Source organism: Pseudomonas sp. P4_C8 (assembly GCF_056401975.1).
Map to the genome: position 1 here is coordinate 29,289 of NZ_JBFUIH010000033.1, position 20,655 is coordinate 49,943.

Sequence of the window (20,655 nt, forward strand, 5' to 3'; positions counted from 1 at the left end):
GCCTCTCACAAAAACATATCAACTCATTGATTTAAAACAACTAACTCACATTGGCACCGCCCTTGCTATCACTCTCCCAACCACGCTCGCTGCCTCGCACGAGCCTGTAAACGTCATCCGCCACCAGCAGCGGATGGGTCTGAACAATGAGGAGCTGTTATGAGTGAATTGCGTTTTACCGTCGATCACGAATGGCTGAGGCTTGAGCAGGACGGCCTCGTCACCGTTGGCATCACACCGTATGCCCAGCAGGCGTTGGGCGATGTGGTGTTCGTGCAAGTGCCCGAGTTGGGGACGTTCGGCGCCGGTGATGAAGCGGCGGTGCTGGAGTCGGTGAAAGCGGCCAGCAACATTGGCATGCCGCTGGACGGTGAAGTGGTCGAGGTCAACGCGACGCTGGAAACGGCCCCCGAACTGGTCAACGAAGATCCCTTGGGTGAAGGCTGGTTCTTTCGCTTCAAACCGGCCGACGTCGAGGCCATTAACCACCTGCTGGATCAACACGCCTACGCGCGTTTGACCCAGGAATCGGCCGACGCTTGATGCCCCTCAACACCTTCCCGTCATCCACACAGGACACCACCATGTTCAGCAAACACGACCAGATCAAAGGCTACGACGACGAACTGCTGGCGGCGATGAACGCCGAAGACGCACGGCAAGAGCACCACATCGAACTGATCGCTTCGGAGAACTACACCAGCCAACGGGTGATGGAAGCGCAAGGCAGCGGCCTGACTAACAAGTACGCCGAAGGCTATCCGGGCAAGCGCTATTACGGCGGTTGCGAACACGTTGACGTGGTCGAGCAACTGGCGATTGATCGGGCCAAACAATTGTTCGGTGCCGATTACGCCAACGTGCAGCCGCACTCTGGCAGCCAGGCCAACGCCGCGGTGTTCCTTGCGCTCCTGCAAGCCGGCGACACCGTGCTGGGCATGAGCCTGGCCCATGGCGGGCACTTGACCCACGGCGCCAAAGTCAGTTTTTCCGGCAAGCTCTACAACGCCGTGCAATACGGCATCGACACCACCACTGGCCTGATTGATTACGACGAGGTCGAACGCCTGGCGGTCGAGCATCAGCCGAAGATGATCATTGCCGGGTTCTCCGCTTATTCGAAGACGTTGGACTTTCCACGTTTCCGTGCGATTGCCGACAAGGTAGGTGCTTACCTGTTCGTCGACATGGCCCACGTTGCAGGGTTGGTGGCGACCGGTCTGTACCCCAACCCGATTCCATTCGCCGACGTCGTCACCACGACCACCCACAAAACCTTGCGCGGTCCGCGTGGTGGCTTGATCCTGGCCAAGGCCAATCCGGAGCTGGAGAAAAAACTCAACGCGGCGGTATTCCCCGGTGGTCAGGGCGGCCCGTTGATGCATGTGATCGCCGCCAAAGCGGTGTGCTTCAAGGAGGCGCTGGAGCCAGGTTTCAAAACCTATCAGGCCCAGGTGATCCGCAATGCCCAGGCGATGGCCAAGGTGTTTATCGACCGTGGATTCGACGTTGTGTCCGGCGGCACCGACAACCACTTGTTCCTGGTCAGCCTGATTCGTCAGGGCCTGACCGGCAAAGACGCCGACGCCGCCCTCGGTCGAGCCGGGATCACGGTGAACAAGAACGCCGTACCCAATGACCCGCAATCGCCGTTCGTGACCTCGGGCCTGCGCATCGGCACGCCAGCGATCACCAGCCGTGGTTTCAAGGAAGCGCAGAGTATCGAGCTGGCAGGCTGGATCTGCGACCTGCTTGATCACCTCGGTGATGCCGATATTGAGGCGCAAATCGCCCAAAAAGCCGCTGCAATGTGCAGTGACTTCCCGGTCTACCGCGACTGATCAAGCACCACCAAACCCCTGTGGGAGCGAGCCTGCTCGCGATGGCGGAGTGTCAGTCGACATCAATGTTGAATGATTCACCGCCTTCGCGAGCAGGCTCGCTCCCACATTGGACTGTGTGTTGGACTCGTCTCTGCCTTCGAACAAAAGAAAACTCACATGAACCCAATTGTGGAATCAACCAGCACCACCCCGGCCAAAATGCAAGTCGGCGTCAAACTGCGCGGTGCTGAAAAGGTAGCGCGGATTCCGGTCAAGATCATTCCGACCGATGAGTTCCTACGCAAACCCGACTGGATCCGGGTGCGCATGCCGATCTCTCCCGAGGTCGACCGGATCAAGCAGCTACTGCGCAAACACAAGCTGCACAGTGTCTGTGAAGAAGCCTCGTGCCCGAACCTCGGTGAGTGTTTTTCCGGGGGCACGGCGACCTTCATGATCATGGGGGACATTTGCACCCGCCGTTGCCCGTTCTGCGATGTCGGCCACGGTCGGCCAAAACCGCTGGACGCCGATGAGCCGATGAACCTCGCGGTGGCCATCGCCGATCTGCGCTTGAAGTACGTGGTGATCACGTCCGTGGACCGCGACGATCTGCGTGACGGCGGCGCCCAACACTTTGTCGATTGCCTGCGGGAAATTCGCAAGCTGTCGCCGGGCGTGCAACTGGAAACCCTGGTTCCGGATTACCGGGGGCGCATGGACGTTGCGCTGGCGATCACCGCGACGGAACCACCGGATGTGTTCAACCACAATCTGGAGACCGTGCCACGCTTGTATAAAGCGGCACGGCCAGGTTCGGATTTTGAGTGGTCACTGGACCTGTTACAGAAGTTCAAGGTGTTAGTCCCGTCCGTACCGACCAAATCCGGACTGATGCTGGGCCTTGGCGAAACCGACGAAGAAGTGATCGAGGTCATGCAGCGGATGCGTGAGCACGACGTCGACATGCTCACGCTCGGCCAGTATCTGCAACCGTCGCGCAGCCACTTGCCGGTCCAGCGTTTCGTGCACCCGGATGTGTTTGCATGGTTTGCCGAGGAAGGCTTGCGCATGGGATTCAAGAACGTCGCGTCCGGCCCGCTGGTGCGCTCGTCTTACCATGCGGATCAACAAGTTCAGGGCGCGAAGTCCGTTGAACTCTGAGGCATGTCGCCTGGAGAGAAAGTGAGGGGCATAAAAAAACGCCAGACCGGTAAGGTGCTGGCGCTTTTTTATACAGAATATGGCAGGGGCGGCTGGATTTGAACCAACGCATGGCAGGATCAAAACCTGCTGCCTTACCGCTTGGCGACGCCCCTGTAGCAGTTGCTACGTGTGGGCGGAAATTTATCAACTTTTGCGCCTTCCGGGAAGCCCCTGATTAAAATATTTTTCTTCTAAAACAGCCACTTAACATTAATCGATTTCAGATACAACGGGCGCCGCTGCAGATTAAACCGATGGCTGATGACTGGTCACGCAGTGGATGCCGCCGCCACCGGCCGAGATTGCATCGATGTTGAGCTGCACCACCGCACGGTCCGGGTAGAGCTCGGACAACAGGTCGAAGGCCTTGGTATCGGCCGCTTTGTCGCCGAACTCAGGCGCAATGACCGCCCCATTGATCACGAAATAGTTGATGTAGCCGGCAGCAAAGTCCGGGTTGTTTTTGTTGAATTTGCTTTTGCGAAGGTTCAGCGGCGGCGACACGGTATGCACTTGCAGCTTGCGTCCATCGGCGTCCGTGGCGTTTTTCAGAATTTCCAGGTGGGCCAGCGTCACTTTGCGGTCATAGGACTGGGGGTCGTTGTCGAGGTTGGCGATCACCACGCCAGGCTTGACGAAACGCGCATAGAAATCGACATGGGCGTCGGTGATGTCTTTGCCTTTGATGCCCGGTAGCCAAATGATTTTGCGCAAGCCCAGGCGTTCCTTCAGCTCTTGCTCGACGTCTGCCTTGCTCCAGTCCGGGTTGCGATTGCTGTTGATCCAGCTGCTTTCGGTCATGATCCCGGTGCCGTGACCATCCACTTCGATACCACCGCCCTCGCCCACCAGTTCGCTGCGCAGGTAACTGGCGCCTGCGTTTTCGGCAACCAAGGCGGCCAGTTTCGCGTCCTTGGCGTGCTGCTGTTTGTTGCCCCAGCCGTTGAAGTTGAAGTCTACGGCGCCCAACCCGCCATCCCCGTCGATGACGAAGTTGGCGCCGATGTCACGCATCCAGATATCGTCGAGCTGGGTGGTGACGTAGGTGATGTTGGCCGTACCGCATAGCTCTTCGGCCAGGCTCCGTTCGTTGCTGCGGCAGAACACGGTGACCGGTTCATAGTGGGCGATGGTGCGCGCGATCAGGCCAACGGCCTCTTGCACATCGGCGGTGAAGTCCTCCCAGATCGCATCCTGTGCGCCGAAAGCGATGAAAGCCCGTTGATGTTTATCGCCTTCATCCGGCATGAACCATGGGCGCCGGGTGGCGGCGTGTACCCACCCCATGGACGCTGCGGCGCCCAGACCGGCGATCACGGAGACTTGTTTGATGAACTCGCGACGCGTCGACATGTGTGAATCCTTGAATAGCTGTTTGTTATTGCTGAAAAGGTGAAGGCCGGCACCGGGTGCCGGCCGAACGTCACTGAGCGGTGGCGGTCTTGAACTTGGTCCAGGTGCGCATCCGCGCGCGCATATCGGATTGCGGAATGTCCTTGCCCGGGATCAGCCGTGCATACGTGGCGTCGTCGAGGTAGATATCCGGGTTATTGCGCATGGCCACATCGACACTCGGCCGCGCCTTGGCGTTGGAGGTCGGGTAACCAGTGAAGTTGCTGATGGCCGCCATGTTCTGCGGCCGCATGACGAAGTTGATGAACGCATAGGCGTACTCCGGACGTTTGGCGTCGACCGGAATCGCCATGGTGTCCATCCACACCGTGGTGCCCTCACGGGGAACGCGGTACTGAAACGTGGTGTTCTTGCCGGCGGTGTCCGACGTCCGTTGCGCTTGCGTCATATCGCCGCTGTAGCCGAGGGACAGGCACAGGTTGCCGTTGACCAGATCAGTCACAGGTTGCGACTGGAACTTGCGAATGTACGGCCGCAGTTTCATCAGCAGGTCACTGGCAGCGGCGAGGTCCGCGGGCTTGGCGCTGCGTGGATCCTTACCCAGATAGTTGAGCACCACCGCCAGCACTTCGTCCGGCGAATCGATCATTGAGATCCCGCAATCGGCAAACCGCGCGGCCAGTTCCGGTTTGAACAGCATGTCCAGGCTGTTGACCGGCGCGTCCGGCATGCGCTGTTTGATCTGCTCGGCATTGTAGGTCAGGCCGATGGTGCCCCAGGTGTAGGGAACGGTGGCCTTGCTCGAATGCTCATAGTGCGAACGCAGCTTCTGCAAACCGGGTTCGACGTCATCCATCGCAGTGAGTTTTGACTGGTCCAGCGGTTGCAGGCTGCCGGCGCGCATCAAGCGCTCGGCGACCGTGTCACCGGGAAAGATCAAGTCGTAACCGCTGCCGCCGGCGAGCATCTTGGCTTCCAGGGTTTCGCTGCCGTCCATGACGTCGTAGATCACTTTGATCCCGGTTTCAGCGGTGAACTGGCTGAGCGTGTTCTCGGCAAAATAATCGGCCCAGTTGTACAGCCGCAGGGTTTTCTCCTCAGCGTGCAGCGACGGTATCGCGCAGCACAGGGTCAGGCCCAAGGCGCCGAGCAAGTGTTTGTTGGCAATGTGCATGTCAAACCCCTTGAGTGTTCCAGCGAGAATTGAGGTGACGGCCATCCTGGCTCAACAGCGCTCCGTACATATCCGGACGGCGATCGCGATAAATGCCCCAGCTCAAACGTTCTTCGCGCATGGCAGCGAGGTCCAGGGTGTGTACCAACACGCCGGTGCTGTCGCGGTCGGCTTCGGCCAGCAACTTGCCTTTGTGGTTACAGATAAAAGACGAACCGTAGAAGCTCATTTGCAGTTCGGGATCGGTAGTTGCCACCTCGCGGCCGATGCGGTTGGCAGCCACAACCGGCAGGATGTTGGCCGCCGCATGGCCGCGCATGGTCATTTGCCAGTGGTCCCGTGAGTCCAGCGCCGCGCAGCCAGGTTCAGAGCCGATGGCCGTGGGAAACAGCAAGACTTCAGCGCCCATCAACGCCAGGCAGCGGGCGGTTTCGGGGAACCACTGATCCCAGCAGATCCCCACGCCGATACGCCCGAACGCGGTGTCCCAAACCCGAAAACCGGTATCGCCGGGGCTGAAGTATTCCTTTTCCTGGTATCCGATGGCGTTGGGGATGTGCGTCTTGCGATACACGCCCAACAGACGCCCGTCTGCATCGGCCACGCTCAAGGAGTTGAAATACGCGTTTCCGGCCTTTTCGAACCAGCTCAGTGGCAACACAACGCCCAACTCCCTGGCCAGCGCGGCGAAGCGCTTGAGCACATGGCTGTCGCGAAACTCTTCAGCCAGCGCCAAATGCTTGTGGTTTTGCTCGATGCAAAAGTACGGCGTGGCAAACAGCTCTTGCAGCAGGATGACCTGGGCGCCCTCGGCCGCCGCGTCACGTACCAACTGTTCGGCCTGATCGAGGTTGTGTGGCAAGTCCCAGGTGCACGGCATTTGCGTGGTGGCAATCGTCAGAAGTGTCATGAGATCAACCCTCCACCGGCCACGCCGGTTGCTGCTGGGTAATGCAATGCACCCCGCCGCCGCCATGGGCCAGATGATTGATCCGCACTGGCACCACTTCACGTCCGGGGAACGCCTGGCGCAGCACTTGCGCCGCAACATCGTCGGCATCAATGCCGTAGGCCGGCATGATAATGGCGCCGTTGGCGATGTAGAAATTGGTGTAGGAGGCGCAGAACACTTCGGCGTCGGTGTCGACAGCATCGGTGGCTTCGTACAACTCGATCATCTCGAAGGTGCGCCCGTGGGCATCGGTGGCCAGCTCCATGGCACGACGGTTCTCGCGCACCACTTCGGCATACACCGAGCCTTGGTCGTGGGTGGCGTCGACCAACAACACTCCCGGACGCGCAAACGCACACACGCCATCGACGTGGCCGTCGGTCATGTCACCGGTCACATAGTCCGGATCACCCGGCAGCCAGATGGTCTTCTTCACGCCCAGCAAACGGGTGAAGATCTCTTCCATCTCCGATTTGCTCATGCCCGGGTTGCGATTGGAGTTGAGCAGCACCGACTCGGTGGTGATCAGCGTGCCCTCGCCGTCGACATGGATGGCGCCGCCTTCGTTGCTCAGCGGTGTGCCAAAACACTGCAAGCCCAGATGATTGAGTGCACGGCGCGCCAGGCTTTCGTCCAGATCATGCGCCGACTTGCCGCCCCACGCGTTGAAGCGCCAGCTCACACCGGCCAGGCCTTGTTGCGGATGGCAGACGAAACTTGGGCCGGAGTCGCGGCACCAACTGTCGTTCACCGCTAACGGGATCAGCTCGATGTTGGGGCCGCACAAGGCTTTGGCACTGGCGACAGCAGACGGATCGACGACCATTTTTACCGGTTCGAAACGGGCAATGGCGTTGGCCACACGCGCGAAATCCTCTTGCACCAGCGACAGTGTGACGCCCCAACCCGCCTCCCAGAGCGCCTGGTTGTGCGGCCAAACCATCCAGGTCGCGGCGTGCCGAACCCACTCGGCCGGCATCCACCATCCACTGTTTTGAATTTCGTTCTGCTGCTTGACCTGCTGCATGGTAAAAAGCTCTTTTAGTTAAGCCATTGTGTTCAATGAAAACTGCCTTGGCGGTCTTGGCATGCATGCTACGGCGGCCAAAACGGGCGAACAAACGATGGATTTTGCGCAAAAGTGATTAGGAGTACTTATCAATGCTCAAACACTGGCCCCCACTTGGCACCCTTCGCGGCTTCGAAGCCGCCGCCCGTTTGGGCAGTTTTCACAAGGCAGCCGACGAGTTGCATCTCACCCAGTCAGCCATCAGCCAGCAGATCCGCAGCCTTGAGGCGTACCTTGAACAACCCCTGTTCTTTCGCAGCGGCCGCAGCGTCAGTCTGACCGACGCCGGCCACGACCTGCTCAGCACTACCCAAGCGCTGCTGCAACAACTGGCCGTCGGCATACGCCGTCTCGGGCAATACCAGAAACCCAATCAACTGGTGCTCAACACCACACCGGCGTTCGCCCGTCACTGGCTGTTGCCACGCCTGGGGGATTTTCGCCGCCAACATCCAGAGGTGGATCTGTGGATTTACAGCACCGATGAAGTCCCGGACATGACCACCCAGACGATCGACATTGCGGTGCGCGACGACATCAGTTCACAGGCTGAATGCAGCTTCAAAGTGCTGCACGCCGACCGCCTCTTTCCGGCGGGTCACCCAAGTCAGTTGGCGCTGCCGAGCGAACAGCGCACCACCCTGCACGGCGAGCGGGAAATGGACTGGAGTCATTGGGCGGTAGAAGCCGGTATCGACGTTGGCCAGAAAGATCAGGGGCTGAACTTCTCCGATCCCGGCCTGCTGATGGACGCTGCCTGCGCGGGGCTCGGAATTGCGCTGGCCAGCCAGTTACTGAGTCGGCAGGCGTGCACCAACGGGTTGTTGCAACCCTTGGTGGAACACACCATTCGCGGACCGAACTGGGCGTTACTGACCCATCGTGACAGCGAGAACAATGCGCGGAGTTTTAGTGAGTGGTTGGTGAGTCATCTAGAGGCGGCGAGCTCGATGATGTAACCATTTAATGTCTGTATGCAGACCTGAGTGAGAGGATTGCCGGGGCTCTGTTTCAGTGAACAAAGTCTGCCATGCCTTCCTGAGCTATCAATCTGACCTACTCTCTCTATGCTGATCGGGACACTCAAAAAGGCGATTTGATCCGCAGTCGAACGTAAGCCGACGGTCATCGCATTCTTTAAGGAGAAAGACACATGAAACGAGCACGCATGCTGTTCGTGGGTGCGCTGTACAGTGTCATGTCAGTAGTACTACTGGCCGGCTGTGCGGGAAAGGCTGGCCGGGTGGACAGTCGACTCCCTCTTTGGTGACAAAGCCTTTTACAACGGTAATTGGTTAATTCGCGCCGCCGCTGCAAAGGCTGGCATTTACGGAAATGATGCTGGCGAAGCCATGTATCCTCTCGCTCACAACGATGCGAAAGGTAATTGACTCGACGGCAGTCAACACAATTACACACTCACCTTTGCAGCCGGAGAGCCCTGGCCGGCAAATGCTTTCTGGTCAGTCTTCCAGCGGATTCCGGCACCTGGTCACCACCAGCCATTGTGCAGGTGCAGTAAATAGCTGACTTCAGCCGTGCGGTTGCGCTGCCATAACCGGAGATTTGAATTGAGCCCTTTTGTCATCGCACTAATTGCTTTTGCATGTGTATTCGGCAGCGCATTGCTGGGTCTTTACATACAGAAGTTGTTGCCGGAACACCACCTGAGCGATGAATCCATTGCCGTTGTAAAACTGGCGACCGGACTGATTGCGACAATGGCTGCCATGGTGCTTGGGCTGTTGATCTCGTCCGCGAAAGTTACGTACGAAACGACCAGCACCGAGCTCACTGTCAATGCGGCCAAGGTGTTTCAGTTTGACCGGGTGTTGGCGAGGTATGGACCCGAAACCCAAGACATCCGTGCGGTGCTCAAGCGCAACTACGCTTCCGTGATCGAGCTTGTTACATCACACGACAGCGCAACGATCTCGCAACTCGACAGCCCAGAGGCCATTAGCCGTTCGGACGCTCTCAGGCAACAGATTGATGATTTGAAGCCTGGCAATGATTCGCAGCGAGCGCTCAAGGCTCGTGCGCAACAAATTGCCGATGAAGTGCTAGCTGCACGGTGGTTAACACTGCTACAAGCACATGGTTCGATACCCGTTTTGTTTTTGATCATTCTCATAGCATGGCTATCCGTTATCTTCGGCGCGTTCGGCTTGTTCGCCCCCAACAACGGGACGGTCATTGCCGCGTTTTTAACGTGTGCGCTTTCGGCCTCTGCGGCAATCCTGCTTATTCAAGAGATGAACAGACCGCTCGATGGGTTGATCGGGGTATCAGTCGAACCGATGCGCGACACACTCTCTCGTCTCGGACAGTAACCCAAAAAACGTGCTCCCGAATTTTGTGCACCTTGCGCACGACAGGTCTCCACGTGCGCAAGGTTGCTTCACCGTATAGCAGGTGATGGATTACTGATTGGTGCCTGGTATTAGTTCAAACGCGGGGGTAAATGGGGTGATGGCGGCCATCAATTGCGCGAAGGGTTTATGGTCGCCTTCGAATGTAGCTTTGCCAGCCTGGACGAGTTGATCGAAGCCGGTTTTCCTCGCCATTACGCCTTCAAGATCAGAGCGGTTAACGGTGATCGTGAGGTCGGCATTTTTCGCTTGCTGCCCTTTGATATTGGTCAGCGTCGAATTGCTCAACTCAACCACAAACTGCTCACCATTGTCCGGAGTCTTAAGGTTCAAGACGAAGTGTTGGTCAGCGACTTTGCTGCCGTCCAGAGCGATGCCGAGGTATTCCAGCCACAACTCGGTGCTCATGGCGCGGATCATGTCAGGTCCGGTGGTTTTTGGCGGCACCCCCTTAGGCATGCCATGGCGCAATTCATACGCCGCAGCGAGGAAGCTGTTGCGCACCCCGGCACTTTCCTTCTGATAGCCGACTTGCTCATAAACATCCGCCAGCAGGTCTTTGGCCTTGCTGTTTTGGGGTTCGGCGTACACCAGTTTATTGAGGATCTCATAGGCTTCGCGGTACTTGCCCTGATCGAACAGGGATTTCCCCTTGGTCATGATCTTGTCGGCGCCACCCATCATTTCTACATACAGCGGTGCCGAATCTTTCGGAGACAGCGGCATCAGCGTCGCAGGGTTGGCATCCCAGTAACCCAGGTAGCGGTTGATCACGGCACGGCTGTTGTGCTCTTCCGAGCCATGGTAGCTATGAGTCGCCCAATTGTTTTTCAGGCTTTCGGGCAATTTGTAGACGTTTTGAATCTCGTTGATGGTGACGCCCTGATTGGCGGCGTGCAGTACGGCATTGTTCAGGTTGGCATAGGCATCGCGTTGCGCGCGCATGACGTCCTGAATTCGCTCATTGCCCCAACGTGGCCAACTGTGGGATGCGAACATGACATCGGCCTGTTCTCCGTAACGATACAAAGCGTTGTTGATGTTCTTCGACCAAACCAGTGGATCACGGACCAAGGCACCACGCAGGGTGTAAATGTTATGGATCGTGCCGATGATGTTTTCGGCGGCCCAGAAAGCCTTGAATTGCGGAAACCAGGTATTCATCTCCGCAGGCGCTTCGGTGCCGGGAGTGCTTTGAAACTCCATTTCCACACCGTCGATGGTCAAGGTCTCGAAGTCTTTCGCGATATAGCGATTGGGCTCAATCAGCCCCATGTTGCCAATGGAGGCATTTTTTCCGATGGCCATGTCGACATGGCCATAGGGGCTGTGCGGCAACATCAGACCATATTGGAAGAACGCGCGCCGAGTCATGGCATTGCCGGCGTAGACGTTTTCAGCCACGGCATGTTCCATGAACCCTTGCGGTGCGATCAGCGGGACTTTGCCGCTACGCACGTCTGCTTCATCGACCACGCCGCGGATACCACCGAAATGGTCGGCGTGGGAATGAGAAATCACCACCGCTACGACCGGCCGCTTGCCGAGTTTTTCATTGATGAAGTCCAGGGCCGCCTTGGCGGTTTCCTTCGACAACAGGGTATCGAACACAATCCAGCCCGTATCACCCTTGATGAAGGTGATGTTGGCCAAGTCAAACCCGCGCACTTGGTAAATCTTCTCCGGAACCACCTCATACAGACCGAAGGCCATGTTGAGCACCGCCTGGCGTTGCAGGGACGGATTGATGCTGTCGTAGTCCTTACCTTCCAGCAAGAAGTTATAACTGCCCATGTTCCAGGCGACGTTCCCGGCTTCAGCCATGATCTTGTTGTAGGTCGGTGCAGCGATGAAGCCTTTTTTCGCTTCTTCCAAGTCGCGCTTGTCCGCGAAAGGGAGTGCCTTGCGCACACCCTTCTGCAGTTCGATCGTGTAGGTCGAAGGTGCTTTGCCTTTGCTATCGAAGTGCACATTTTGTGCTGAGGTCGGATCTGAACTTACGCCGTTTGCATCGGCCGCAAAAACGGCAGGGCTGACGCCACTGCCAAGCGTGATTGCCAGTGCCAGATGGAAGGTCTTGTTGTACATGGAAGGGTTCCTGCGCCAAAGGGGTGCCAAGAGCGTCAATGCGGTGAATTGCGCCCGATTTTATTTATTGGTTACGCGTCAACTTGACCCGTCCGGCCATGAATAGCATATTCATTTGATTACGAAAAATTCCGTTTTAGCGCTTTTCGATAACATAAAGGTTATGACATGACACCACGCCGCCTACGTCAGTTTTTGGCATTGATTGAACACGCGCACTTTGGTCGGGCAGCAAAAGCGCTGGGGGTTTCCCAGCCGGCATTGAGCAAAAGCATCCAGTTATTGGAGAGCGAACTCGGGGTCACGCTGTTCGACCGACGCACAGAAGGCGTCGTGCTGACTGCGTTTGGACAGCTGCTTCGTGAGAAAAGCCAGCGCTTGTTGATGGCCGAGGAAGACCTGCGACGTGACATCGCCTTGCTGGCGGGAGGCGATATTGGCGCACTGAAGGTCGCTTTGGGTCCCTATCCAAGCATCGCCAGCGGTTACGCCAGCATCGCGCGATTACACGCCCGGCATCCGCACATCAAGGTCACTGCACATGTCGCCGGATGGCGTGAGGTTGCTCACCAGGTCGCCACAGGGGTAGTAGACCTGGGGATCGCCGAAATCAGCACGCTAGCCGGCAGGGAGGAATTTACCTGTGAGCTGGTGGGTGAGCATGAAGGACGCCTGTTTTGCCGCCCCGGCCATCCGCTGCTGTCGAAACGTCGCTCACTGACGTTGGCGCAAACACTCGATTATCCGTGGGTGGCCTCGCGCCTTCCTCTGCGGCTGGCCCGCCATTTGCTCCCGGCAACATTGGGTTGTGCTGGCGCTTATGATGCGGTGACGGGTGATTTTGTACCGGCGATCGAAATAGACGTACCGATGCAAATCGTCAAGTTCGTCGAGACCAGTAATGCGCTGGCCTTGGGGAATTTATCGACCTTTGAGCAGGAAATCATGGCGGGTGAAATCGTACCGTTACCCATCCATGACCTCGCACTGCGTACCCGTTATGGCTTCATCTACCTCAAAGAGCGCTCACTGCCACCCGCGGTAGAGCTTTATATGAAGGAAGTGAGGGCTGTGGAAGTAGAAATTGGTCAGCGTGAAAGCCTTCTCGCCAAGATGAGGATGGAGTGACTTAAGCAGTACACCTGGCAAAGACCTTCACCGATAGCCGCTATAGCTTGCGGCCCCACCTTCGCGCATCAACTCCTGATAATTACAAAATTACTATTTTAATAGCCTGTTGCGTAATATTACCGATTACGATAATTTTTCACCTAAAGGGTAATGACTTGGGAAAACAATGAAACCTTGCGCAAAAAGCCTGGTGCTCGAACTGCTGGTCGCTAAAAACGGCGTTCCCTTGCAAGTCAAGGAAGCGATCGTCGCGTGTGAGCTATTCGGAATCAGTGAAAACAACGTCAGGGTCACGCTGGCGCGCCTCACGACCGAAGCATTACTAGAAGGTGCGGGGCGCGGTAGTTATCAGTTGGGACCGCAAGCCAAGGACATTTCGGCGCAGCTGTTTGGGTGGCGTAGCGTGGAGCAGCATCTGCGGCCGTGGGACGGTAGTTATCTGATGGTTGCGTGCAATGCCTTGGGGCGCAGTGACCGCAACATCTTGCGCCAGCGTGAACGTGCGCTGCACATGCTTGGCTTCGCGGAACTGGACAAGGATCTGTACGTGCGTCCGAACAATGTCGAGCCTGATGTCGAATCTTTGCGACAACGCTTGATCGAGCTCGGCCTGGAGCCGGCGGCATTGGTTTTCCAGGCCACGGGCTTCGAAGAGACGCAAGCGCAGCGAATACAAAGTCTGTGGAACGGCGAGTTGCTTAACGACAGCTATCGCCGTTATTGCGAGCAACTGGAGAGCTGGGCCCTGCGCGCCGAGCAACTGAAGCTGGATGCGGCCGCACGCGAATCTTTCATCCTCGGCCGCGAAGCCATCCGCCAGATCGTCTTCGACCCCCTGCTGCCGCACCCCTTGGCCGATGTGGCGCTGCGCACCGAATTCCTTGCCTGCACCCAACGTTTCGTGGACCACGGTCACCAGATCTGGCGCACCTTTTTGCAACAGCCCTCAAGCCCCAACTGACTCATCACCCAGGCCGACTACAGGCCTTTGATGTAGAGGATAGACATGCATAACAAGACTAAAATCAGCGATATTCTCAGCCGCGACGAAATCAAATCCTTTAGCGAACGCTCAGATTGGTGGGGCGCCTGGGCGGTGGGTTCTACTTGGGGGGTGCTGGCCTTGACCTTTTTGGGTCTGGCCTGGGCCCGCGATTTTTTGCCCTGGTGGGGATTCAGCCTCGCACTGATCCTGGGTGTGGGTATTATTGCCGGACGCCAGTTGTGCTTTGGGATTTTGCAGCACGATGCCGCGCACGGCACTTTGTTCAAGACCAAATGGTGCAATGACGTACTGGTTGATTGGTTGTGCGCTCGGCCGATCTGGAATGAGCTGCGCAAGTACCGTCCGTATCATCTGACCCATCACGCCAAAACTTCTTCTGTCGACGATCCCGATCTCTGTCTGGTGGCAGGATTGCCTACGACTCGCCGCTCATTGATGCGCAAGTGCCTGCGTGATCTTTCTGGCGTCACCGGCCTCAAGTTCCTGATGGGACGCTTGCTGATGGATGCCGGTGTGCTGCAGTGGTCGTTGACCAGCGATATCCGCCGCCTGCCCCAGGAGGGTCGTCGCTGGTGGGACTATCCACGGACCTTCTTCAAAAACGCCAGCGGTATGCTGCTCACCAACGCCCTGCTCTTTGCTGTGTTCTGGATCAGTGGAAATGCCTGGCTATACAGCGTTTGGGTACTGGCCTACATCACACCGTTCCCGCTGTTCATCCGCATTCGTTCCATGGCGGAACATGCCTGTCTGGAATCAAGCCCGGACGTACTTCGCAATACCCGTACCACACACGCCGGCTTGATCGCCCGCGCTTGCGTGGCGCCTATTCGGGTCAACTTTCACATTGAGCATCATCTGATGGCCTCGGTACCGTATTTTCGCCTGCCGAAATTGCATGCACTTTTGCGACAGCGCGGCATCGTACCGGAACCACCCACCTACCTACAGGTGCTCAAGCGCGTGAGCCTGCGGGTTAACAATGTTTGACTGATAAACCGGGGGGTCCAGGGATTTTTGGGGGTGGTTATAAAAGTAGAGGCTCAAGAATGCGACACCGTATTAATGAGCTATACCCAATAGGCCCCCATGCACTTCTTCCATTACTGGAGATTGGCAATGAAATTCTACACTCCTCTGGCAGCGCTATTGGTCACCGCAAGTCTCTTCGGCTGCACCAGCTCATCAAACCACTCGATGAACCTTCCTTTGGCAGCGACCCACGGGAATCCAGGGAAGATTGCCACTACCACGTTGACCAGCGTGGGCGATCAAACCAACTTTGACTTCTACATCACAGGTGTTCCAACCGGAACCATCATGCCCCCGCGCATCTTCACGTTCATCAACAAAGGCAGCTGCCAGCAACCCGGCGCAGTCGCCTACGCGTTGAACGACAAGGTCAATACTGAACCCAATGCGGGGACCGGTGGGTGGACCTTTTACAGAAGCGCGCCGATAAAAATGCAAGACCTGCTTGCCGGCAATTACTCCGTTCTTCTGCGTACCTCACCCGAGGATGGCAACGTCGATATTTTCTGCGGCAATGTCGCGCAAGCGACTAAATGATTTGCCCTGGACGATGCTGCGACCTCATCAGAGGTCGCCATTTCCAAACAACTGACGACGCCTGGCTCCCGGCGACATGGCAAACCAGCGCCGGCAAGCGCGATTGAACACGCTCTGTTCGCTATACCCGAGAAGACCGGCAACCTGGGACATCGGCATGTGCCTTTCCGCCAGATAGTGGTCGGCACGGTCGCGGCGAAGGGCCTCAACCACTTCATCGAAACTTCGCCCTTCCTCGGCCAACCTTCGTTGCAACATGCGCACGTGCATGCCGAGCTGCTCGGCAATCAACGGCAAACGGCAACGCTGTATCGGCATCATGCGCAGGACCAGGCGTTCGACTTGATTGACGATACTCGATGTCGCTTGCAAGTCGAACTGGTTGAAATACGCCTCCAGTGCGTGATGCAGGTAGGGAGCATGTTGCTCAAGTTGCTGACTCAGTTGTTCGTCGCGCAGAACCATCGCGTTGCAGGATTGGCCCGTGTACACCGTTGTTTTGAAATAGCGCCGGTAAGCCTGCGCAGTTGAAAGAGGACTGGAAAACAGAATGGACTGGGCAACGAAGTTGTCGCCATACAGCAACTTCATACCGTTATGCGCCACCCCCATCGCCAGCTCCACCATTTGCCGTCGCGGGCTCGGTCCGGACAGCCGGATGTCGATCACCAGACGCGGAGCCCGGGCCTCACTCAGGTCGAGATCAAGCTGGATGCCGGGGCTGTGGTAACCGATAAAACGGATGACTTGCGCTAGCGCCTCTCCCGCCGTTGCACACGTTCGAGCGATCACTGCAATCGGTCCGAGTACATGCAAGTCCTGGTACTCAGCCATGCGCAGACCAAAATCGGGGCACTCCAGCTCTTGCGCAGCAAACTCCAACAGCCCCACCAACGAACGCAACGGCACGCGCGCGTCCTCGTCCATCAGCAGATCCGGATTGATGCGAAAGCGTTCAAGTATCACGTCAGCTTGCCCGCCTAGCTGGCTCGTCACTTCACGAAACCCGGTAAATGATGTTGTTCTGATCAAAGAAGTCATGTCATCAAAGATCAAATAAATGTCATGAAAGATCAATAGTTTTCTGTATGTTTCAGCCAACAATCCATCCCAGGTATCCACTGTTGCTTCCTTGCGAAGCAGCCCCTGTTCGCTCATCGGGATCATGCTGTGATGGAATTCGACTACGTAATCATCGGCGCCGGCTCAGCCGGCTGCGTCCTGGCTAATCGCCTGAGTTCAAATCCCAATATCACAGTCTGTTTGTTGGAGGCCGGTCCGGAAGACCGGTCGCCACTGATCCATGCACCCGTGGGCGTCGCGGCGATCCTGCCGAGCCGACATGTCAATTGGGCGTTCCAGACAGTACCGCAACCTGGCCTGAACGGACGTCGCGGCTATCAGCCACGAGGCAAGGTATTGGGTGGCAGCAGTTCAATCAACGGCATGGTTTATATCCGTGGTCATCACAGTGACTTTGACGACTGGCAGGCCCTGGGTAATCCGGGATGGTCGTTCGCCGACGTACTGCCGTATTTTCGCAAGAGTGAAATGAACCACCGCGGAGCCTGCAACTATCACGGCGCGGATGGCGAACTCTATGTCGGCAAGAACCCGATACATCCGGCCACCCAAGCCTTTATCGAGGCGGCACAGATGGCCGGACACCGCCATAACCCCGACTTCAATGGCATCGACCAGGAAGGCGTCGGTCAGTATGACGTGACTATCCGCGACGGTCGGCGCTGGAGCACCGCCACCGCGTTCCTCAAACCGATTCGACATACCCGCAAAAATCTCACCGTGCTGACTTCAGTCGCCGCCGAGCGCATCGTGCTGGAAGGCAAGAAGGCCGTCGGCGTGGAGCTGCGCATCAGGGGCAACCGCCAGACCATCAAGGCCCGCCAGGAGGTACTGCTCAGTGCCGGATGCTTTGGTAGCCCGCACTTGTTGATGCTCTCGGGGATTGGCCCGCAAGCGGAACTCAAGCCACAGGGCATACAGGTGCAGCACGAACTTCCCGGTGTCGGGCAGAACCTGCGAGACCATCCGGATGTCGTGCTCAGCTACAAGAGCCACGACACATCCTTGATGGGGGTCTCCCTGCGCGGCAGCGCGAAGATGGGTAAGGCGTTGATCGACTATGTCCGGCACCGACGTGGCCCTTTCGTCAGCAACTTCGCCGAAGGTGGCGCTTTCCTGAAAACCGACGCCAGCCTTGCTCGCCCGGATATCCAGTTGCATTCGGTGATCGCGATGATTGACGACCACAACCGCAAATTGCACTGGGGCCATGGTTTCAGTTGCCACGTCTGCGTGCTGCGCCCCAAGAGCGTCGGCAGCGTCGGCCTGCAATCGAATGACCCGAGCGCCCCACCGCGCATTGACCCCAACATTCTGGGGCATGACGACGATGTGGAGACCCTGCTCACCGGATACCGAATGACCCGGGAAATTATCTGGCAAGCCCCGATGGCACGCTACGGTCTGAAGGATATGCACAGCGAAGGGATATACGGTGACGAACAGCTGATCGAGCTTTTGCGCCAGCGCACCGACACCATTTATCACCCGGTCGGCACCTGCAAAATGGGCGTAGACGAACATGCCGTGGTGGACAGCCAATTGCGTGTGCATGGGATCGAGGGGCTTCGCGTGGTGGATGCCTCGATCATGCCGACGCTGATTGGCGGTAACACCAACGCCGCTTCAATCATGATCGCCGAACGTGCCGCCGACTGGTTGTCCGCAAGTCAGCGATCCTGACCGTCAGTTCGTCAGTGGAGCCGCCTTTCTCGTACAGTGCGAGCGGCGGCTTTGGGTTGAATCAAAAATGGCGCTAAACATCACTGCATTCAGCGCCACGCCCCCTACGCCCGAGAGGCTTTTTTCAGACTGGGCAGCACGCCCCCCTCGCCCACCGCCGAATGAGCAAAAATGCGATTGGCCTCATCAACCGTGGCAGACTTTTCCTCCTCGACGTCACCATTGAGCGCCTTGTTCATTTTGACCGTGTCCAGCGCCCCCACCCATTTGGCGATGGCCATGGTGCCGACACCATTGCCGATGGTATTGGTGATTGCCCGCGCTTCCGACATGAACCGGTCGACACCCAGCAGCAACACCATGCCCGCCACCTGACGCAGATCGATGAGGTCGAGCAGTTGATCCATAGCAGTCGGGCTACGCCTAAAGGCCTGATTCGGGTCAACGCGTCGCTGGGGTTCGGTCGCCGTTACATCGGCCCTGCCCTGGGTGCGTTCTTCGCGCAGTACCCAGAGGTGGAAGTGCAGCTGGAAATCAGTGATCACCCGCTTGATCTGACGACACATGGGTTTGACCTGGGCATTCGATTCGGCACGCTGCCGGACGCCGCTTTCCATGCACGCAAGATCGCGTCCAATCGTCGTCTGTTATGCGCATCGCCCCTGTACCTGGAAAAGCATGGTGTGCCGCAACGCCTGACCGACTTACAGCAACACAACTGCATCTTTCTACGGCAGAACGAAACGCCCTACGGCGTGTGGAGCTTCACCAACGGTGGGCGCACACAAAACATCAAAGTCCGTGGAGCATTGAGTTGCAATGACGGTGAAGTGGCCCTGAACTGGGCGCTGGAAGGCCGCCCTTTCCGATGCATGCATCAGCGCCCTCGAAACGACGGATGCCAGATCGACAATGCACCAAGAGCGCGGCACAGAGATCTGGATTAATATTTAAGCTGATACTCTTCAAGAATTTACAAGCTGAGCAGAAAACATGAATCGTCGTAAAAAAATACAACAGTTATTAAAGGCTCACGCCAAAAAGGCCAGTGCCAAATTGGCACCGGCAAGCAAGTCTAAATACATTAGTAAAGCTGACCGATTGAAGCTGGCTGCTGAATCCAGTGACGACTCAATCATTTCCTCTGAGAGCTGATCTATGTAACTCAAACACCACCGAAATTTACAATTCTGGTCGGGCCAGGCATTCCGATGGCACGTAACGCGAGGACGTGGCCTGACAGTTCATTCAAGCCGAAGCCACTACTTGGCGATCCGCCCCCCCCTTTCACAACCTAACCTACCCAAGTGGTGCTCCCGTTGCGGAACGTCAGCGTTGGGTTGTGGATTTCATACTTGGATGATCGCCCAGAGGCAGCTTGTGCCCGAGGGATCGGCCATCGCCAAGGCGTTGGATTACAGCCTCAAACGCTGGATAGCGCTGACACGCTATCTCGACGACGGTGCTGTGCCTATCGATAACAACTGGTGCGAGAATCAAATCCGGCCGTGGGCTCTTGGGCACTCGAACTGGCTGTTCGCGGGCTCGTTACGCAGCGGCAAACGTGCGGCGGCGATCATGAGTTTGATCCAGTCGACGCGGCTCAATGGGCATGATCCGTATGATTACCTAAAGGATGTTCTCATGCGCTTGCCGACGCAGCGGGCGAGTGAGATCGCCGAGCTTCTGCCGTATAAGTGGAATCGTATCGAGGCGACTATTTTCCACGCGCCTAATTTTTAGGAGAGAACCATCAAGGCTTTATCAATTGTAGGGCCCAGTGGCGGTCGAGTCGCTTCTGGCGAGAAAACCCTCGAAGTTCGTCGTTGGCATCCGGACTTAGATCCTTCCGAGGATCTCCTGATCGTCGAAAACGGGCGATTTCTCCATACCGATGGTGACGAAGACGATGACGGTATTGCCGTCGCAATTGTGCGCGTGAAAGCTGTGCGCCCATTCGTCCTCGCTGATATGCAAGCGGCCTGTGCAAGTTACTTTGAGGATGGCTGGCTCGCATGGGAGTTGTATGACTTAAGGCCAGTCACACACCCTGTGACCATCCGCGCGGCACGGGGTATCTACGAGGTAGATTTCCTGCTCCCAGGCAGACGCTGATCAGTAAGCAAGACATGTTGGGCAGACGCTT

General features: G+C 57.2%; 18 protein-coding genes, 1 tRNA gene and 3 pseudogenes. 14 read left to right on the forward strand and 8 right to left on the reverse strand.

Translation table 11 applies throughout. The annotated features are described in order from the left end of the window. The first annotated feature begins 159 nt into the window (after nucleotides 1-159). From gcvH to lipA, 3 genes are all read left to right on the forward strand, one after another. A complete protein-coding gene (gene gcvH / locus AC1DWM_RS20485; RefSeq protein ID WP_223517346.1) occupies nucleotides 160-543 on the forward strand; it encodes a glycine cleavage system protein GcvH in 384 nt (127 codons plus the stop codon). Nucleotides 544-584: 41 nt separating this feature from the next. Next, nucleotides 585-1,841 (forward strand): serine hydroxymethyltransferase, encoded by a 1,257-nt coding sequence (glyA, locus tag AC1DWM_RS20490; protein ID WP_223517348.1) that lies wholly within the window; start codon nucleotides 585-587, stop codon nucleotides 1,839-1,841. 159 nt (nucleotides 1,842-2,000) lie between these two features. Beyond that, nucleotides 2,001-2,987, forward strand: a complete 987-nt coding sequence (lipA, locus tag AC1DWM_RS20495; protein ID WP_477795992.1) for a lipoyl synthase — start codon at nucleotides 2,001-2,003, stop codon at nucleotides 2,985-2,987. Nucleotides 2,988-3,067: 80 nt separating this feature from the next. Here lipA and AC1DWM_RS20500 read toward each other — a convergent pair. The 5 genes from AC1DWM_RS20500 to AC1DWM_RS20520 all read right to left on the reverse strand — a co-directional run bounded on the left by AC1DWM_RS20500 (nucleotide 3,068) and on the right by AC1DWM_RS20520 (nucleotide 7,535). After that, nucleotides 3,068-3,142, reverse strand: a tRNA-Gln gene (locus AC1DWM_RS20500). A 133-nt stretch (nucleotides 3,143-3,275) separates the two neighbouring features. Next, on the reverse strand, nucleotides 3,276-4,382 hold the full coding sequence (locus AC1DWM_RS20505; protein WP_477795993.1) for an agmatine deiminase family protein: 1,107 nt from the start codon (nucleotides 4,380-4,382) through the stop codon (nucleotides 3,276-3,278). 70 nt (nucleotides 4,383-4,452) lie between these two features. After that, nucleotides 4,453-5,556: an extracellular solute-binding protein gene (locus AC1DWM_RS20510; protein ID WP_477795994.1), complete on the reverse strand. Its 1,104-nt coding sequence runs from the start codon at nucleotides 5,554-5,556 to the stop codon at nucleotides 4,453-4,455. A gap of 1 nt (nucleotide 5,557) precedes the next feature. Then, nucleotides 5,558-6,466: an N-carbamoylputrescine amidase gene (aguB, locus tag AC1DWM_RS20515; protein WP_223517356.1), complete on the reverse strand. Its 909-nt coding sequence runs from the start codon at nucleotides 6,464-6,466 to the stop codon at nucleotides 5,558-5,560. A gap of 4 nt (nucleotides 6,467-6,470) precedes the next feature. Beyond that, the gene (locus AC1DWM_RS20520; protein ID WP_223517357.1) at nucleotides 6,471-7,535 is read right to left on the reverse strand and encodes an agmatine deiminase family protein; all 1,065 of its coding nucleotides are present in this window, start codon (nucleotides 7,533-7,535) and stop codon (nucleotides 6,471-6,473) included. Between the two features lie 134 nt (nucleotides 7,536-7,669). Between AC1DWM_RS20520 and AC1DWM_RS20525 the strand changes: the two genes are divergently transcribed. Then, nucleotides 7,670-8,536: a LysR family transcriptional regulator gene (locus AC1DWM_RS20525; protein WP_477795995.1), complete on the forward strand. Its 867-nt coding sequence runs from the start codon at nucleotides 7,670-7,672 to the stop codon at nucleotides 8,534-8,536. A gap of 612 nt (nucleotides 8,537-9,148) precedes the next feature. Continuing rightward, nucleotides 9,149-9,910: a bestrophin-like domain gene (locus tag AC1DWM_RS20530; protein WP_223517361.1), complete on the forward strand. Its 762-nt coding sequence runs from the start codon at nucleotides 9,149-9,151 to the stop codon at nucleotides 9,908-9,910. Between the two features lie 90 nt (nucleotides 9,911-10,000). On the opposite strand, the gene AC1DWM_RS20535 is transcribed toward AC1DWM_RS20530, so the two are convergent. After that, nucleotides 10,001-12,037, reverse strand: a complete 2,037-nt coding sequence (locus AC1DWM_RS20535; protein WP_477795996.1) for an alkyl/aryl-sulfatase — start codon at nucleotides 12,035-12,037, stop codon at nucleotides 10,001-10,003. A gap of 168 nt (nucleotides 12,038-12,205) precedes the next feature. Here AC1DWM_RS20535 and AC1DWM_RS20540 point away from each other — a divergent pair, with 168 nt between their 5' ends. The 4 genes from AC1DWM_RS20540 to AC1DWM_RS20555 all read left to right on the forward strand — a co-directional run bounded on the left by AC1DWM_RS20540 (nucleotide 12,206) and on the right by AC1DWM_RS20555 (nucleotide 15,743). Beyond that, nucleotides 12,206-13,165: a LysR family transcriptional regulator gene (locus AC1DWM_RS20540; RefSeq protein ID WP_477795997.1), complete on the forward strand. Its 960-nt coding sequence runs from the start codon at nucleotides 12,206-12,208 to the stop codon at nucleotides 13,163-13,165. Between the two features lie 193 nt (nucleotides 13,166-13,358). Next, nucleotides 13,359-14,129 carry a PaaX family transcriptional regulator C-terminal domain-containing protein gene (locus tag AC1DWM_RS20545; protein ID WP_223517366.1) on the forward strand — a complete coding sequence of 257 codons (771 nt, stop codon included), beginning with the start codon at nucleotides 13,359-13,361 and terminating at the stop codon, nucleotides 14,127-14,129. Between the two features lie 45 nt (nucleotides 14,130-14,174). Continuing rightward, nucleotides 14,175-15,164, forward strand: a complete 990-nt coding sequence (locus AC1DWM_RS20550; protein WP_477795998.1) for a fatty acid desaturase family protein — start codon at nucleotides 14,175-14,177, stop codon at nucleotides 15,162-15,164. A gap of 129 nt (nucleotides 15,165-15,293) precedes the next feature. Then, a complete protein-coding gene (locus AC1DWM_RS20555) occupies nucleotides 15,294-15,743 on the forward strand; it encodes a hypothetical protein (protein ID WP_223517370.1) in 450 nt (149 codons plus the stop codon). A 27-nt stretch (nucleotides 15,744-15,770) separates the two neighbouring features. Here AC1DWM_RS20555 and AC1DWM_RS20560 read toward each other — a convergent pair whose 3' ends face one another. Next, nucleotides 15,771-16,739, reverse strand: coding sequence for an AraC family transcriptional regulator (locus tag AC1DWM_RS20560; RefSeq protein WP_477795999.1), 969 nt, complete (start codon nucleotides 16,737-16,739; stop codon nucleotides 15,771-15,773). Nucleotides 16,740-16,916: 177 nt separating this feature from the next. Here AC1DWM_RS20560 and AC1DWM_RS20565 point away from each other — a divergent pair, with 177 nt between their 5' ends. Further along, nucleotides 16,917-18,509: a GMC family oxidoreductase gene (locus tag AC1DWM_RS20565; protein ID WP_223517374.1), complete on the forward strand. Its 1,593-nt coding sequence runs from the start codon at nucleotides 16,917-16,919 to the stop codon at nucleotides 18,507-18,509. A 104-nt stretch (nucleotides 18,510-18,613) separates the two neighbouring features. Here AC1DWM_RS20565 and AC1DWM_RS20570 read toward each other — a convergent pair. Further along, nucleotides 18,614-18,874 (reverse strand): annotated as a pseudogene (locus AC1DWM_RS20570) (C4-dicarboxylate transporter DctA); the annotation flags it as partial. On the opposite strand from AC1DWM_RS20570, the pseudogene AC1DWM_RS20575 reads away from it, so the two are divergent. The 4 genes and pseudogenes from AC1DWM_RS20575 to AC1DWM_RS20590 form a co-directional block, all read left to right on the forward strand. Then, nucleotides 18,866-19,366: pseudogene (locus AC1DWM_RS20575) on the forward strand (LysR substrate-binding domain-containing protein); the annotation flags it as partial. The pseudogenes AC1DWM_RS20570 and AC1DWM_RS20575 overlap by 9 nt on opposite strands. Nucleotides 19,367-19,502: 136 nt before the next feature. Beyond that, nucleotides 19,503-19,664, forward strand: a complete 162-nt coding sequence (locus AC1DWM_RS20580; RefSeq protein WP_223517388.1) for a DUF2986 domain-containing protein — start codon at nucleotides 19,503-19,505, stop codon at nucleotides 19,662-19,664. A gap of 195 nt (nucleotides 19,665-19,859) precedes the next feature. Continuing rightward, nucleotides 19,860-20,252 (forward strand): annotated as a pseudogene (locus tag AC1DWM_RS20585) (IS66 family transposase); the annotation flags it as partial. A 24-nt stretch (nucleotides 20,253-20,276) separates the two neighbouring features. Further along, on the forward strand, nucleotides 20,277-20,624 hold the full coding sequence (locus tag AC1DWM_RS20590; RefSeq protein WP_477796009.1) for an ASCH domain-containing protein: 348 nt from the start codon (nucleotides 20,277-20,279) through the stop codon (nucleotides 20,622-20,624). Nucleotides 20,625-20,655: the final 31 nt, after the last annotated feature.